This is a genomic window from Mycobacterium kyogaense (assembly GCF_036946525.1).
GTDB classification, from domain to species: Bacteria; Actinomycetota; Actinomycetes; order Mycobacteriales; family Mycobacteriaceae; genus Mycobacterium; species Mycobacterium kyogaense_A.
Window position 1 is genome coordinate 421,121 of sequence record NZ_JAQIIY010000006.1, and the last position, 14,476, is coordinate 435,596.

13 protein-coding genes and 2 pseudogenes are annotated in these 14,476 nt (G+C 64.8%); all 15 read right to left on the bottom strand.

The features are described from left to right. Positions 1–9: 9 nt before the first annotated feature. Positions 10–1,206, bottom strand: a complete 1,197-nt coding sequence (locus PGN37_RS04175; protein WP_335329784.1) for an acyl-CoA dehydrogenase family protein — start codon at positions 1,204–1,206, stop codon at positions 10–12. A gap of 65 nt (positions 1,207–1,271) precedes the next feature. After that, entirely contained in the window at positions 1,272–1,907 is a 636-nt protein-coding gene (locus tag PGN37_RS04180) for a TetR/AcrR family transcriptional regulator (protein WP_335329751.1), read from the bottom strand. A 73-nt stretch (positions 1,908–1,980) separates the two neighbouring features. Continuing rightward, on the bottom strand, positions 1,981–2,232 hold the full coding sequence (locus PGN37_RS04185; protein WP_335329752.1) for a fibronectin-binding protein: 252 nt from the start codon (positions 2,230–2,232) through the stop codon (positions 1,981–1,983). A gap of 22 nt (positions 2,233–2,254) precedes the next feature. Continuing rightward, positions 2,255–2,749: pseudogene (locus tag PGN37_RS04190) on the bottom strand (CAP domain-containing protein); the annotation flags it as partial. A 24-nt stretch (positions 2,750–2,773) separates the two neighbouring features. Next, on the bottom strand, positions 2,774–3,337 hold the full coding sequence (locus PGN37_RS04195; RefSeq protein WP_335329753.1) for a hypothetical protein: 564 nt from the start codon (positions 3,335–3,337) through the stop codon (positions 2,774–2,776). A 29-nt stretch (positions 3,338–3,366) separates the two neighbouring features. Further along, entirely contained in the window at positions 3,367–3,975 is a 609-nt protein-coding gene (locus PGN37_RS04200; RefSeq protein ID WP_335329754.1) for a hypothetical protein, read from the bottom strand. Continuing rightward, positions 3,945–5,414, bottom strand: coding sequence for an MlaD family protein (locus PGN37_RS04205; protein ID WP_335329755.1), 1,470 nt, complete (start codon positions 5,412–5,414; stop codon positions 3,945–3,947). The genes PGN37_RS04200 and PGN37_RS04205 overlap by 31 nt, the downstream gene beginning before the upstream one ends. Position 5,415: 1 nt before the next feature. After that, a complete protein-coding gene (locus tag PGN37_RS04210; RefSeq protein ID WP_335329785.1) occupies positions 5,416–6,570 on the bottom strand; it encodes an MCE family protein in 1,155 nt (384 codons plus the stop codon). Next, on the bottom strand, positions 6,570–7,832 hold the full coding sequence (locus PGN37_RS04215) for an MCE family protein (RefSeq protein ID WP_335329756.1): 1,263 nt from the start codon (positions 7,830–7,832) through the stop codon (positions 6,570–6,572). The genes PGN37_RS04210 and PGN37_RS04215 overlap by 1 nt, the downstream gene beginning before the upstream one ends. Beyond that, positions 7,829–9,139, bottom strand: a complete 1,311-nt coding sequence (locus PGN37_RS04220; RefSeq protein ID WP_335329786.1) for an MCE family protein — start codon at positions 9,137–9,139, stop codon at positions 7,829–7,831. The genes PGN37_RS04215 and PGN37_RS04220 overlap by 4 nt, the downstream gene beginning before the upstream one ends. Continuing rightward, a complete protein-coding gene (locus tag PGN37_RS04225) occupies positions 9,136–10,164 on the bottom strand; it encodes an MCE family protein (RefSeq protein ID WP_335329757.1) in 1,029 nt (342 codons plus the stop codon). Before PGN37_RS04225 ends, PGN37_RS04220 begins: the two co-directional genes overlap by 4 nt. Before the next feature lie 19 nt (positions 10,165–10,183). Continuing rightward, positions 10,184–11,588 (bottom strand): annotated as a pseudogene (locus tag PGN37_RS04230) (MCE family protein). A gap of 4 nt (positions 11,589–11,592) precedes the next feature. Next, a complete protein-coding gene (locus PGN37_RS04235) occupies positions 11,593–12,447 on the bottom strand; it encodes an ABC transporter permease (protein ID WP_335329758.1) in 855 nt (284 codons plus the stop codon). Continuing rightward, entirely contained in the window at positions 12,444–13,229 is a 786-nt protein-coding gene (locus PGN37_RS04240) for an MlaE family ABC transporter permease (RefSeq protein ID WP_335329759.1), read from the bottom strand. Before PGN37_RS04240 ends, PGN37_RS04235 begins: the two co-directional genes overlap by 4 nt. A 633-nt stretch (positions 13,230–13,862) precedes the next feature. Further along, a partial coding sequence (locus tag PGN37_RS04245; RefSeq protein ID WP_335329760.1) for a TetR family transcriptional regulator occupies positions 13,863–14,476 on the bottom strand: 614 nt, incomplete at its 5' end.

A 14,476-nucleotide genomic window follows, 5' to 3' on the forward strand; every position in this document is an offset into this window, starting at 1 on the left:
GCTCACACCTCAGCCGGTGATGTCGCGGCCGATGAGCTGGCGAGCGACGATCCACTGTTGGAGTTCGTTGGCGCCCTCGAAGATCTCCAGGATCTTGGCGTCGCGGAACATCTCCTCGAGCCGGACCGACTCGCCTGTCTCGCCGACCTGGCGGGCGAACCCCAGCGCGCCGTAGATCTGGATCGCCTCACGCACGACGTCGTTGGCCAGACGGGTGCCGTAGGCCTTGGCCATCGCCGCCTCAGGCTCAGCGCTGCGGTCGCCGCGATCGATCAGGGTGGCCGCCTTCTGATACAGCGTTCGCGCGCACTCGATCTCGGTGGCCCGCTGGGCCATCACGAACTGCCAATGCTGCATAGCACCCAGCGGCGCACCGAACACCTCGCGCGTCCGCAGGCGGTGCACGGCCAGATCGAGGGCCGCCTGCGCCACCCCAACACCGGCAGCACCGATCCCGATACGACCACGAACCAGCGCCGAGAGCGCCACACTCATCCCGCCGCCCGCAGCGCCGAGCAGGTGGTTCCGCGGCACATGGACGTCGGTGAACTCGATGTCCGCGGTGATCTGACCACGGTGCCCCATCTTCAGATCGGGGTTACCGATCCGCACACCAGGAGAAGTCAGGTCCACCAGCAGCATGTGGGCTCTGTCCCCGTGTGCGCCGGCCCGGACGAGTACCGACACCCAACCGGCGGCAATGCTGTTGGTGATCCACCGCTTTCGGCCGTTGACCAGGAAGCCGTCGGACGTCTCCTCGGCGACGGTCCGCAGGCGCGCAGCGGTGAGATCAGAGCTCGTTTCCGGCTCGGTGGTGGCGAAGGAGAAGGCCACCCGCCCGCTCACCAGTTCCGGAATCAACCGGGCCCGCAGCTCATCAGTGGCGAAGACGAGCGTCTGCGGCACCAGGATGCACTGACCGTCGTACACGCCCGCCAGCGACGACGACTCGTAGGCGATCTCCTCGGCGACGGTGCAGGTGCCCAGCATCGGGTGGTCGAGACCGCGACCGTAGTCACTTCCGAAGGGGACGGCGAACATGCCCTCCTCGGCGAGTCCGCGAAAAGCAGCCCACGGAAAGCTTTCCCGAGACTCCTCACGCGCTCCGATGTCGCGAGCGTGCGGAGCAACCCGCCGGCGGACGGCGTCTCGCGCTTCGGCGCGCAACCCCACGATTTCCTCGGGGAGCCAGACGTCGTGGGTCATCCGGTCTTGCGTGCGGTCAGGCGCAGAGGTCACGCCCGCCAGAATAACAGTCAGCACTGACTGTATTACTGTCCGGGCTGAAGCAAGGTGTCTCGCGCGATCTGACGCCACATGGCGACGTGCGGATCCTTGTCCGGATCGCGTTCGTCGATCGCATACGTCAGCGCAACGCCGCGCATGCTGGTGAACAGCAGCTCCCTCAAGCGCGCAAACCCCGGGTGACTGCTGTGCTCCGGACCGAACATCGTCGCCACCACGCGTTCGATGTCACGGCCCAGCCGCCGCTCGGCCACGACCAGCTCAGCGCGCAACGCAGTGTTGATCCGCGCCGCCACCCACAACTCCATTGCCGCCCAGAAGTAGGGCTGGCGGAACGTCCGCCAGAGCGCGTCCACCGCGTCGTCGATCCGCGGGCCACCATGCGGCGGGTGGTCCGAGCCCGAGTCGAACCAGTCCGCCATTTCGCCGATGCGCTTGGTCACCAGATGCTCAGCGGCAGCCACCAAGAGCTCGTCTCGAGAAGGGAAGTAGTGCAGCAAGCGGCCTCGCGAGACACCCGCCCGCTCCTGGATCACCACAGTGGACGCGCCGACGTAACCGTGGTCCACCAGCGCTTCCACGGCCGCATTCAAGATGACCTCGCGGCTGTCGGCGCGCCGTGCGGTGTGCGACCTCGGCCCGTCGCGAGATGGAGTGCTCACACGTCGAACACTAAGCCTGATCAAGGCGCACTCGACATTCGACGAGTCTGTCGCGAAAGAGCCGTAGCTCTGCTCACATGCAGCCGTTGGCACAGATGTCGGCCGGCGGACGCTCGTCAGGAGGAGGAATCGACGGATCCACCGGCTGATCGGTGGTCAGGTCGATGTCGCCCTGTAGTGACGGCGCCGATGGGATGACCGCGCAGAGCGGCCACATGACCACCTCACAGGGGCCGTCTCCTGGATCGGCGTGCGCAACCGGTGAGAGGACCGCACCGAGCACGCCAGCGGCGACGGCAACCACAGCGACGGCAGGGACCCTCATCGATGTTTCCTCTCGGCGATCATCGGTCCGGCGCACCGTAGACGGCAACGACCACGCTGCGGTCCAGACTGTTGGCCGACCAGACCCCGATGTCCGTATGCGAGCAGTCGGCCATGACGGCGTAGGCCACCGGGTCGTAGTACCACTGGTGCAGGATGTCGAGTCCGTTGATCGCCAGGGCCGGATTGATCGCCACGGTCTGGCCGACCTCTCCCCGATAGCCGGCCGCGTCTGCGCGCGACTGCGCAGTCGAGCCGTCCGATCCGAGATCACCGCCGAGCGTGCGGTTGTTCAGCACGTCGTTGGTGTGCCACTCGGCCGCCAAGCGCAGCTGCGGGTTGATCTTCACGTCGTTGGTGCATCCCGCCTGGTGTTGCAGCGTGTAGACGTTGGTCACGACGCTGTTGTTCAGCCGCCGGTTGTCGGCGTGCGCCGCGGGTGTCGACGCTATGGCGGCGGCAGCGCTCGACAGGGCGAGCGCCGCCGACGTGCAGATGCGTACATGGTTGTTCCCCATGGGTTCCACCGCTTTCGGTGATCGCTAGACCGGTTCGAATCCGGAGACGAGCCAACGCCCGTCGATCCTGTCCAAGGTCACCTGCACGGTGGACAGCGAATTCGTCGGCGGGGCATCCCCGATCGTCGTCGTCTGATTGACGAACAGCATTGTCACTGCGTGAGATTCGGTCGCAGAGACCGGCGCGGCCGACTGCACCGTCGCAGACGCAGAGATCTTCTTCTCCTTCGAGCCCGGGATCACGATGTCGTTGACGAGCTTGAGGTACTCGTCGCGGAAACCACCGGTCAATCGATCAGCGGCTGCCCTGAGATCCGTGTCCACGGTGTCGGGCTGGTACGCCAGCATCGCAACCGTCGTGTCAGACGCCGCACGCACGGATTGTTCTTCAGCACGCTGGGACTGGACCGCGCTGTGATCGAGCCATTTCAGGTAGCCGGTCCCGGCAGCGAGCAGCACGACCGCCGCCGGCAGTATCGCGAAGGCGAACAGATTCTTCCACCGGATTCGCCGCCACCGTGGTGTGCGCTTCGTTTCCACCGGTTCCGAGTCCACCGGGCTGCGACTCTCTTCGACGTCGAGGGACACGTGTCTTCCTTTCTGGTGGCGTGGGGTGATCAGGCGACGAAGTTGACGTCGGAGACCTTGTATGTGCCGTCGGCGATCTTCTGCACGTCGATGCGCATCCGCCAGGCGCGCGGAGGCTGGTCCTGTCCACCCACGTTCGATGTCCTCACCGAAACCGCGACGAGAACCTGCCCGTGATCCCCGTCCAGCTTCTCCAGGCCGGCCGAGGTCACCGTGCCCACCGATGTCGACTGCGCCTGCTTCACCACGTCGATGAACGGCTGTGAGCGCTGCTGGAAGTCGTCGTGGAAGTCCCCCACCGAGGAATCGAGGATGCGCGCGATGTCGGCGTCGACCTCAGTGAAATTGATGGTGGTGAGGTTGACTGCACCTTGTCGGGCGACGTCGATCATGGTGTCGCGCTGGGCGCTCACCTCACGCTCACCATGGATGCCCCAACCGAGCCATCCTGCGACTGTGCCCAGAGCGATCAGGACGACACCGCAGACGACGATCGCCGCGTTCGCCGCGGACGTCCTTCGGCCCACTGCGGCGTCGGCAGCGTATTCCTCTCCACCGGAATCGGATTCGGAATCGGATTGGAGATGATCGTCATCGCAGACGTCGATCACCTCGGCGGAATCAGCATGCTCTGCCATGTCTTTCCTCCTTCGTGGACGGTCAGGTCCTGTTGCGTGTAGACCTTGCCGTCAGGTGCTCGGTAGGCGCCGGTCGCCGGGTCGTAGTAGGCGGCAGCTATGGGCGGGCCCTCGCCACCTGCTGGTGGCGCCGCCGCCTGCGGTTGCGCCGGTACCGTCTGGGGCACAGTCGAATCGGGCGGTCGCTGCGGAATGTCCTGGCCGCTCAGCGTCGCGTTCGGGTCGCCCTTCCAGTTGAAGCCATCGTTGAGGGGCACGTACTCCTCGTCGCTGCGGCACATCTTCGCGGTGGGAGCGCGCTTGCCGGGCTTCATCATGCAGGGCAGATTGCGGGCGCCACGTACCGCGTTCCACGAATCCTGCGGAATCCGGCAGTACAGGTCGTCCACCGGACGATCCGGGGTGTCGGTCAGGGACGGGACGCGCTGCTGTTGAGCGGGCAAGTAGCCGGTGGTGCACGGGGGCGGGAGGTTGAGATTGAGGTTGAACGACAGAACCAGACCTGGGTGCTTGCTGTCGCGATTGGCCACCGTTCCCGACTGCATGACGGCCACCCCCATCGGAACCAGGACGAGCAGCTGTTCGATACCGGCGTTGTAGGTGACGGCGAGTTGGCCCAGGCCCAGCAGGTTGTTCATCATCACCGGCAGGCTGGGTTTGAGTCGATCGACCAGTAGGCGGGCCTGTTCGGCGGCGGGTCCCCCCTGCTGGAGGAAGCCGGCGACCGCCCCGTCTTCGACCTTCAACTGGTGCGTCAGGTCGGACACGTGCGCGGCCCACTTCTTGATGGAATCGGCCGTGTCGGCCTGGGTGTCCAACACGGGTCCCGCGTTGTCGATCACCGAGACGATCGGACCGAGATTCTTGCGCGCGTCGATGGCGAGGTCACTGGAGGCCCGGACGATCCGGGACAGTTCCGGCCCCAACCCTCCGACGGCTGAGTAACTCTCGTCGACGACGGTCGTGACGTTGTCACGAGGAATCGCCTGCAACCCCCGATTGGCGGCGTCGAGCAGCTCCCCGATGTCGGGCGGTGTCGAGGTGTTCTGCACATCGATGACATCGCCGTTCTTCAGCGGCGGTGACGTGCCGTTGCGTGGCAGGAGCGCAACGTACTGCTCGCCGATGGCCGACGTGCTGTGAACCTGCGCCTGGAGGTCGGAGGGTATGGAGATGTCGGATCGCAGAGACAAGGTCGCTTCAACCCCACTGTCGGTGAGGTTCACCGCGGTCACCCGACCCACCTCGGTACCCCGGTACGTGACATTGGCGCTGTCGTAGAGACCGCTGGCCTGCATCAGCTCCAGGGTCACCGTGTACCGGCCCACGCCCATCATCGCGGGGAGCTTGATGTACCCGAAGATCATCACCGCCCCGGCGACGACCGCGACAGTGGTGAAAATGGCCAGCTGGGTCTTCACCGGCTTCGTCAGGCGCATGTCACGGCCCCTGATCGAGGTGATAGGGAGCGACCAACGGGTTCGTGGCCGTGTAGGGACTGGGTAGCTGTCCGATGGTGCGACCCCATTGCATCTCCAGCTCGGTGAGCTTGCCTTCGAATCGGGTTCCGGTGAAGAGCGCGTTGTCGATACGGCTCAGGGTGAGGTCGGCGATCGCGGTGATGTTGGCGTAGTCACCGCGAATCCACTTGTCGAGCGGCCCCTTCGGCCACGGGAAGGTACCGATGAAGTCCAACGACCGCGTCAGATCGGGACCGGTCGCGGCCAACGATTTCAGAACAGGTCCGACGGCCTGTAGTTCCTTGACCAGGTTTTCCTTGCTGTTGTTCACGGTGTCGGTGGTCAACGCACTGAACTTGGCGAAGGCGTCGGCCGCGGCGCTCAGGTTGTCCCGTTGCTCCGCCAACACCGCGAGCGCATCGGGGATCGTGTGAATCGCTCTGTCCAGCACCGGCTTCTGATCGGCCAGCTGGCCGACGAGCCCGTTGAAACTCTCGGTCGCCGAGATCACGTCACCGGTCTGGGCGTTCAAACGAGTGGTGAACTCGTCGATCTGGGTGATGAGACTCTTCAAGTCCGCCTCTCGGCCCGTGAACGCTGTGGCGAAGGCTGCGGTGATGTCCTGCACCTGGCCGATGCCGCCGCCGTTGAGCATCAACGACAACGCCGACAGGGTCTGGTCCGTCCCCGGGTAGGCGCCGGCGCGTTCGAGTGGGATCAGTGAGCCCTCGTGCAAACGGCCCTGTGGCGCCACATTGGTCGGTGGAGCGAGTTCAATGTGCAGTGATCCGAGCAAGCTCGTCTGACCGACCGTGGCCGTCGCATTGGCCGGGAGCACGACATCGGAATTGAGCGTCATCGTCACCAGGGCATGCCATCCCTGGCGTTCGATCTTGGTGATGGTGCCGACGTTGGCGTCCCCGACTCGAACCCGTGAGTTCTGCTGGATGTAGCCCACATCGGGAAGCTGGGCCTGCACGACATAGGAGCCGGGACCGCCCCCCTCGGTGCCGGGCAGGGGAAGTGAGTTGAGTCCGTTCCACTGGCAACCCGATGCTGCTAGGGACGTAGTGACGGCCGCGGCCAGTACGACGAGGAGACGGCGAATTCGACTGTCGTGCAGACGTTTCTCCATCACGATCCGCTCCCGTGCGGGACCATCATGCCGCTGAGGCCGGCGTGGGGATCGGTGGACGCGGCGGGAGCCGGAGCCGGTGGGGTCGGACGGTAGCTCGGCCGCAACCAATCCTCGGAGTATGTCAGTTCGTTCGGCCGCGCCGATTCCCCGACGACATAGTTGGCCCCCAACGGTAGGAAGTTGTACTGCCGGTTCTTGATGATGGGCGCGAGGTACTGCGCGCACAGTTTGGCCGACTGCTCACTGTTCATTCTTGATGCGGCTTCCAATGAGCCGCAGATGAAGGAGATCGGATTCGCGAAGTTCTGCAGCGTCAGCGCACCGGTGATGCCCTGCTGAGTCGGTTGGTAGATGTTGATGAAGTTCTGCAGTGTGTTGGGGAACAGGTGCAGAGCTTGCTCGACATCGTCGATGCTGTCGTGCACCGCCGTGGTGATCGATGCGAGCTTGTCGGTTGTGGTACCTATCGAATCACGATTGTCGGCAATGAATTCCGTGGCCGCATGGACGACCTCGTTGAGGTCACCGACCGCGTTGCCGACAGCGTCGGGTGAACTCGCCAGCGATCCGGTGACCGAGGCCAGGTTCCGATTCAGTTGGCGCAGCAGGTCATCGCTGTCGCGCAACGCCGACACGACGAGCGAGATGTTCTTGATCGTGGAGAAGATGTCGTCACTGTGGTCCCCGAGGATGGACAACGCCTGCGACAGTTTGGCGACGGTGTCGCGGATGCTCACACCCTGCCCCCGAAGGTTGTCCGCGGCGGTGTCGACGAACGCGCCGAGCGTGCTGACGCCACCGGGTTCAGTGGGTTGCAGAGCGTCGGTGAGCTTTTCCAGTTGGACCCGAAGGTCGTCCCACTCCAGGGGCACCGCGGTGTTCTTCTCGTCGATGACGGCGCCGTCGGCCATCTGCGCTCCACCGGTGTAGACCGGTGTGAGCTGGATGGCGCGCGCGGTGACCAGCTGCGGGGAGATGATCGCCGCCCTCGCGTCGGCCGGCACGGAGTACTTGTCGTCGACCCAGAAGCCGATCTTCACTCGCTGCGGCTGCGGTTCGATGCTGTCGATGCGCCCGACCGGAACCCCCAGGATGCGTACTTCGTCGTTGACGAACAGACCGTTGCTGTTCTCGAAGTACGCGACCACATGAATGCGATTGAGTGCGTTGTAGTTTCGCACGACGACCACAGCACCGGCCACCATGAGGGCGACCAGCGCGGCGGCGACACCGATGCGCGCGGTGCGTGATCCGGTCACTGTCCCCCCTCACCCGTCGTGTCAGAGCCTGTGCTGCCGCTGGACTGCGGTGCGGGTGCCGGTGGCCCGGGCGGTGGACCGCCCGGCGGTGGCGGTGGGCCTGGATCCCGGTACGGATAGCAGCCAGTGGGGCCTGGAAGGGGAAGTCCGGGCGGTCCGCAACCGGCGTCACCGGGGTTTCCGGTGATGGCGTCGGGGATCGTGAGCCTGGGTTCACCGCCCTGACCGGTCCGTGGGTACGGCACCGGCAATGGCGGCGTGGCCTTCTGGCCGATCTGCGGATCGGTGCGTTGCGAGGGGAGCAGGGTGTTGGGGTCGAGACCGAGATCGGAGAAGGCGGCGTCGACGAACGGCTGGACGAACTGACCGGGCAGCAGGTTGACGATGTAGGCCTTGAAGAAGGGACCGGATGCCACCGATTCACCCAACGACATTGCGTACTGGTTGAGGTACTTGATCGCCTGCTGCAGGCCGGCCTTTCGCGCATCGACGATCGACAGCACGGCGTTGAGCTTGTCCAGGGCAGGCTTCAACGCGGCCTTGTTGTCACTGATGAAACCTGACAGTTGCTGGGCGAGGGCCGACAGATTCCCTGAGATCTGCGCCAGTGCAGCACTTTGTGTCCGGAGTTCGGCGAGCAGCGCATTGCTGTTGGCCACCAGGCCTCCGATCTGGTCAGCGCGGTCGGAGAGTACTCGGGTCGCCTTGTTCGCATCGGCGAGCAGCTGACGTAGTGCGGTGTCACGGGTGTCCAGCGACTGGGCGAAGCGGCCGACACCCTGAACGGCCGCCTGGACGTTAGGTGGGGTGTCTTTGAACGTATCCGCCAGTGTCGCAAGGGCATCCGACACGGAGTTCGTGTCGAGATCCTTGATGGTCGTCGACAAGTCACCGAGCGCATCGGGAAGCTGGTAGGGCGAACGGGTGCGCTCGATGGGGATCGGGCGGTCGAGGTGCCCGTCGCCGCGGGGTGCCACGGCCAGCACCTTGGCACCCAGCAGACTCTTGGTACGGATGCTGACCTCGGTGTCCTGGCCGAGCCGCACGTTGTCGTCGACGCTGAATGTCACCAGAACCTGCGAACCGCTCAGGTCGACGGAGGACACCTCGCCCACGCGGTAGCCGGCCACCTGAACCGGGGCCCCGGCGCGCAGTCCGCCGGCCTCGGCGAAATAGGCCGAGTAGTGGTCCATGCTGTGGACGAACGGCAGCTTCTTGTACTGGAGTGCCCCGGTGACCACGGCGAGCAGCACGACGATTCCGACGATCCCGATGACGTACCGATTGCGTTCCTGGAAGGACTTCACTTCGGTGCGCACCGCCCTGAGCTCTGACCGGCGAGCTTCACGTAAACCGGTTGCCCGCCTTTGCCGTTGACCTTCAGCACCAGATCGCACAGATAGAACGTGAAGAAGTCGCCCATGATGCCGAGCCGGCTGAGCACCTTGTAGGACTGCGGCAGGGTCTCGAGATAGTTGTCGAACCAGTCGTGGTCGGCGGCGACGATCGCGGCGACGGCATCGGTCTGGGACACCACGTCCCTGGCCGCGGGACGTGCCTTGGTGAGAAGGTCGGCCAATGTCGCTGAGGCCGCGTTGGTGTGGGCCACCGCGTTGGTGATGTCGGTCTTGTGCTCAGCCAGGCCTTTGGTCAGTTCTGCGAGTGAGTCGACTGCCTTCCCGAACTCGTCGGTGTTGCCGCCGAAGGAGCCGACGACAGCGTTGAGGTTGTCGATCACCTGGCCGATGAGTTCGTCACGGTCAGCGAGCGTGCTGGTGACCGCCGCGGCCTGGGTGAGGAACGAGCCAATTGTGGCGCCTTCCCCCTGAAACGCTGAGATCAGCTGGAATGACAGGGTATTGACCTGCTGCGGGTCGAGAGCCCGGAACAGGGGCCGGAAGCCACCCAGCAAAGTGTCGAGGTCGAGGGCCGGCTCTGTCTTGTCCACGCCGATGGTGCCACCGGGGGCCAACCGCCGCCCGCTGTCACCGCCCTCCAGCAATGCCAGGTAGCGATCGCCGATCGGGTTCTCCCATCGGACGGCAGCCTTGGTCGCATCGGTCAACGTCACCGAGGGTTCAGCCGAGAACTGGACCACTGCTTGGGAGGCATCGTTGATCGAGATGGCTTTGACCTTTCCCACTTCGACACCGGCGATGCGCACGAAGTCCCCCACCTTCAAGCCACTCACGTCGACGAAATCGGCGGAGTAGGCCTGCTCGGTGGACACCCGGTACTGCGAGAAGATCGCGAGCAGTCCCGCCGTGCCGAACAAGCAGACGATCGCGAAGATCGTGAAGCTGATCGCAGCTCGTCTCAGACTGGTGTTCACGGATTGACTGTCCTCGGTGTCACGGGGTGGGTTGTGGCGGTGCCTCTGCCGACAACGGAGGCGGCGCGGCTGGCGGTGGCGGCGGTGCAGGGGCGGGACCCGCGGGCAGGCCGGGGTACAGCGGGCTGCCGTCCGCCGCGTACCACGGCGCGCCGTAGGGGCGGCCCGCCCGGATAGGGTGGCGGCGGCCCCGGGGCGGGGCCCGGGAGGCACTGGCCGACGTCGGGCGGGCCGGGAACAGCTCGCGTCACCGGAAGGTAACTGGCCGAACAGGTTTGACCGATGCCCGGATTCGGCCTCCAGTCCAGTCCGGTTCCGTAACCTGTGTTCGTGACCAGCTGCCGGACAGGGAAGTTCTTGGCCACGTCCGGGAGCGAACCACACCCTGGTTTGCCACCCGGGCCTCCCTTGGCCGCGACCACGGGCAGGTTCTCGGGATAGCGGTACAGGTCGTCGCCGAACGAGATCCCGGCATCGAGGAACACCGTCCGACCGTCACCCCCGAACCATTCGTTTCCGGCTTTGTCGAGGAAGACCTTCGCGCCCTGCACGGTGCAGGTGATCTCGGGGTTGTACTCGAGCAGCAGGCTGGTGGTGGGCTCCAGCACGTTGATCCCGTTGACGAAGGTGTCCCTGTTCTGCGCCAGCAGCTCGGTCCCACTGGTGGCGAAGCCGATCGTGCTCATCAGCAACGCATCGAGATCTTTCGCGTGACTGCTCACCGTGGTGCTGGTCGTGCTCGCCGCATCCAGCGTCGACAAGATGTCCGCGGCGGCAGCTCCGTAGGCGTCGCTGAATCCTCGCAACGATCGCCAGTCGGCGGCCACGGCGTCCATTCGCGGATTGATCGCCTGCAGAACCTGATTGGCGTCCGTGGTCGCCTGACCGATCCGTTCACCCTGACCGCGCACACCGTCCGCGAGTGCCGTCAGCACGGCGTTGAGCTTGGAGATGTCGATCTGGTGCAGGAGTCCCACCAGGTTGTCGAAGACGGTGTTCACCTCGGTCGTCACATTGCGGGACTGCAGGACCGCACCGGCGGTGAGCCTGCGCGGACTCGGCTCGTCCGGGTAGACGAGGTCGACGTACTTGGCGCCGAATGCCGTCGTGGCCTTGATCTCGGCTCCGACGTTGGCGGGTATCCGGGCGACCTGATCCGGAAAGAGTTCCAGCTGCAGGCTGGTCGGCTGGCTACCACCGGTGACGCCGGCGACCCGCCCGACCTCTACTCCACGCATCTTCACCTTGGCCCCGGATTCCATGACGAGACCGGTGCGCCCGGAAACCACAGTGACAGGAACATACGAGGTGAAGACGCCGGCGAACATCGCCACGCACAGCGCGACGAGCGCGGTGATGATGGCGAAAAGGGTGACCGCCCACCAGATCGGGTGCACGTGCTGTGCTCGCTGCGCCAGGGACATCGGATCAGCCCGCCAGGTGGAAGTTGCCGGACTGCCCGTAGATGGCGAGTGAGACGAACAGGACGACGAAGACCGCCGAGATCATCGAGGTGCGCACCGCCCTGCCGACGGCTTCCCCCACACCCGCGGGGCCACCGGAGGCGGTGTAGCCGTAGTAGGTGTGCACCAACATGATGACGACTGCCATCAACACCGCCTGGAAGAACGACCAGATGATGTCCGTGGGGTTCAGGAAGGTGTTGAAGTAATGGTCGTAGACACCGCTGGACTGTCCGTAGACAACGGTGGTGCCGAAGCGGGCAGCCAGGAACGCGGTGATCATCGCGACGCAGTACAGCGGCATCACGACGATGACTCCCGCGGCAACCCGATTGGAGGCCAAATAGGCCACCGAGCGAACCCCCATCACCTCGAGGGCGTCGATCTCCTCGTTGATGCGCATCGCACCGAGCTGCGCGGTGGCGCCGGCTCCGATCGTCGCCGCCAGAGCGATACCTGCGATGACGGGCGCGATGAGCCGGACGTTGAAGAAGGCCGAGGCGAAACCGGTCAGCGCTTCGACACCGACGTTGGCGAACTGGTTGTACCCCTGCACGGCCACCAGCGCTCCGGTGGACAGCGTCAGGAATCCCACGATGACGACAGTGCCGCCGATCACCGCCAATGCTCCTGTGCCCAAGCTCATCTGGGCGATGAGACGAACCAGTTCGGCGTTGTAGTGGACCACGCCGTCCCGGATCGAGACAACCGTCTGGAAGTAGAACTGCGCCTGGGTACCGATACGGGTCAACCCACCCGTCACGCGCCTCGTAGAGCGGTGCAGCCGCGGGTGAAGCCTGCTGGGTGAGCTGACGGTCATAGTGTGGCGGTCACCCCCACGGCGGTCGCGACGATGTTGATCGCGAACAACGCGACGAAGGTGAACACGACCGTCTCGTTGACCGCGTTTCCGACACCGGCGGGTCCGCCACCGACCGAAATGCCCTTGTAGCACGCGATCAATCCGGCGGCGAGCCCGAACAGCGTCGACTTGATCAACGCGACGATCACATCGGGCGCCTTCGTGATGACCGTGAGGCCGCCGACGAACGATCCTGGCGTCACGTGCTGGATGAAGACCGAGAAGGCAAAGCTACCAACGAGTCCCACGAGAATGACCACCGATGACAGCAGTGTCGCCACGACGGTGGCCGCGAGCACCCTGGGGACCACCAGCGCCTGGATGGGATTGACACCCATCACTCGCAAGGCGTCGAGTTCCTCGCGGATGGTGCGGGCGCCGAGATCGGCACACATGGCTGTGGCACCCGCGCCCGAGACGACGAGCACCGTCACCACCGGGCCGATCTGGGTCACGGTGCCATATGCCGCACCGGTCCCCGAGTAGTCGGCTGCGCCGAACTCGACCAACAGGATGTTGAACGTGAAGACGAGCAGGACCGTGAACGGGATCGCCAGCATGAGCGTCGGTATCAGTGAGACGCGCGCGACGAACCACGCCTGCAGCACGAACTCGCGCCACGCGAAGGGGGGTCTGAACAACAGCACGAGTACGTCGAGCGACATCGCGAAGAAGTCTCCGATGGCGCCGAGTGGCTTTCCGGCCTTGGTCGACGACAGTGCGTTCAATCGGTCCGACATTCGCCGACCAGGTGATGTCATCGCCACCTCACAGCAACGTCTCCACCGAATGTGTGTGGGCGTCCGAGATACGCAGAACAGCAATCGCCTCCGACTGTCCCGGCCGGCACCGGTTGACTGTTCACGCGCGCGTACGAGGCCACGCGTCGCCGCGACCGTCGCGCAGCCCCGCAGGTGGTGAACGCACCGGGCCGGCAGGAGTGTGGTTGTTCTGCGGAACCGCCGGACAGGGAGCTACGACGTGCAGGGCGGCCCGATCCCGCGGTCACCCGCGAAGCCAGTCCGTTCATCCTTTGCCCCTTTTGACGTGCAGATACACCCATACAAACCTAACGTCATGTGGTTTATCGAGTGACGAGTGGTCAATCTACTAGCAATAGTTTTTCTTGCCAACCCCCGACTGCGAACTCGTTCACATCACACCCACTGGTGTGATGCCACGCACTGACACACACGTGGGTGCGCCAGCACTGTTTGTGCAGATGGCCGCTGGCACGGGTCAGTCCGTCGGTACCGGGATGCCTGTGCGTTGCGAGATCTCCGACCGATCGGAGGAAGCGCGACGGGCCCGTCGGCGAGCAGCGAATTGACGCAACGGGCAAATAAATTACTGCCCTGGAAAGAGCGGGCGGATCAGGCCGATGCTTCCTCGGACCGCGTGCCACCCTCGGCGTTGGCGATCACGCCCCGCAGGAAGCTCCGAATCCGTTCGGCGAAAAGCTCTTTGGCGGTCAACTCATTGGCAGCAAGAGCCGCACTCAGATGAGGATGGTCAGTGGCGTTGACCGCGGGAAAAAGAACGTACCTGGCGCGTGGCTTTCGCAGAGCTTCGGTGAGGACAGCGCCGAGGCAGAGAGTTTCGACACCGTCGAGAATTTCGACGTGCAACCGCACCGGCACGCCTGAATCGTGCAGATACCGTGCGGCGTCTTCGAAGCCGGGAATGAGCGTCTGCCGGGGCAGGTGCTCGAGGAGAATCGATGCGGCATTGCGGTGACGAAGCACCGATTGCCGGAAGTTCAGCCCGAGACTGACGAAGTACTCGGGCCAGTCCGGACCGGGTGGACGCCGAGGCCTGGTCACCGACTTACCCGCAATGTGGCGAGCCACCGCCACGAGCAACTCGTCTTTGCTCGCGAAGTGGTGATACAGCGAAGGGGCGCGCACACCCAGGACGGTTGCCAGCCGCGGAAGACTGAAGGCGTCGAGACCCTCCTCGTCAATGATCTTGATCGAGGCGTCGACTG

Excerpts from the sequence above, each read along its gene's own strand:
- PGN37_RS04175 (WP_335329784.1), bottom strand. The coding sequence starts at position 1,206 with ATGACCCACGACGTCTGGCTCCCCGAGGAAATCGTGGGGTTGCGCGCC.
- PGN37_RS04185 (WP_335329752.1), bottom strand. The coding sequence starts at position 2,232 with ATGAGGGTCCCTGCCGTCGCTGTGGTTGCCGTCGCCGCTGGCGTGCTC.
- PGN37_RS04200 (WP_335329754.1), bottom strand. The coding sequence starts at position 3,975 with ATGGCAGAGCATGCTGATTCCGCCGAGGTGATCGACGTCTGCGATGAC.
- PGN37_RS04205 (WP_335329755.1), bottom strand. The coding sequence starts at position 5,414 with ATGCGCCTGACGAAGCCGGTGAAGACCCAGCTGGCCATTTTCACCACT.
- PGN37_RS04210 (WP_335329785.1), bottom strand. The coding sequence starts at position 6,570 with ATGGAGAAACGTCTGCACGACAGTCGAATTCGCCGTCTCCTCGTCGTA.
- PGN37_RS04235 (WP_335329758.1), bottom strand. The coding sequence starts at position 12,447 with ATGACCGTCAGCTCACCCAGCAGGCTTCACCCGCGGCTGCACCGCTCT.
- PGN37_RS04240 (WP_335329759.1), bottom strand. The coding sequence starts at position 13,229 with ATGTCGGACCGATTGAACGCACTGTCGTCGACCAAGGCCGGAAAGCCA.